Raw genomic sequence first — 956 nt, forward strand, 5'->3', positions numbered from 1 at the left:
GGAACCTCTGCGTAACTCACTTCTCAGCACTCTTTCAGCCAGATTGGCCGAAGCAGGCCGCTTATTAAGCCGAAGAGAGCCTTTTTATTCGTTTTGGTGAGCCTTTCGGCTCCTTTTTATGCCTGATTCCGGCTTTTTACCGGATTTCAGGCGCACTACCCCTAGGCGGGGCGATGTTTCTCCGTGATCATCAGGTTGGCAAAAGCCAACAGCATGTAAATTCGGTCAGTGTTTTTCTTGAGCCCTTTATAGCGGGCCTTGCTGTAACCAAAGACCTGCTTCACATAGCGGAACGGGTGTTCAACCAGGGCACGGATGGATGATTTCTGCTGCTCCACCTTCTCTCTGGGATCATCCTTGTCCCATTGCTTGCGTTGACCGGGACGTTTGGCAATGAACCAGTCTACTTTACGATCCTTGTGTTCATCGCGCTTGTGAATACCCTGGTAGCCTGCATCACCCCAGACACGCTCTTCTTCACCATGAAGCAACTGGTCAGCAACAGTGACATCATGGACATTGGCGGGTGTGGTTTCCAGAGAGTGCACGGTTCCACTGAGGTCATCGGCACCAATATGGATTTTCATGCCAAAGTGCCACTGATTGCCCTTTTTGGTCTGGTGCATCTCGGGATCACGTTTACCACTGCTGTTTTTGGTTGAGCTGGGCGCACTGAGGATACTGGCATCGACCAGTGTGCCTTGTTGCAGTATCAGACCTTGCTGTTGAAGTTCGTCATTGATGCATTGGAAAATTTTGCGGGCCAGGCCGTGCTTTTCCAACAGATGGCGGAACTTCAGAATAGTGGTTTCGTCCGGCAGATTGCGCGTCAGATCCAGATCAGCAAAACGGCGCATGGAGTCGATCTCATAAAGGGCATCCTCCATGGCTGGATCGCTCAGGTTGTAGAATAGCTGCATGGCATGAATACGCAGCATGGAAGCGAGAGGGTAAGC

At 51.3% G+C, this 956-nt stretch carries 1 protein-coding gene; it reads right to left on the reverse strand.

The window, feature by feature from the left end:
- Positions 1 to 161 precede the first annotated feature (161 nt).
- A partial coding sequence (locus V6U78_RS12685; protein ID WP_405341572.1) for an IS5 family transposase occupies positions 162 to 956 on the reverse strand: 795 nt, incomplete at its 5' end.

The sequence above is a fragment of the Marinospirillum alkalitolerans genome, from assembly GCF_045055655.1.
Classification (GTDB): Bacteria; Pseudomonadota; Gammaproteobacteria; order Pseudomonadales; family Halomonadaceae; genus Marinospirillum; species Marinospirillum alkalitolerans.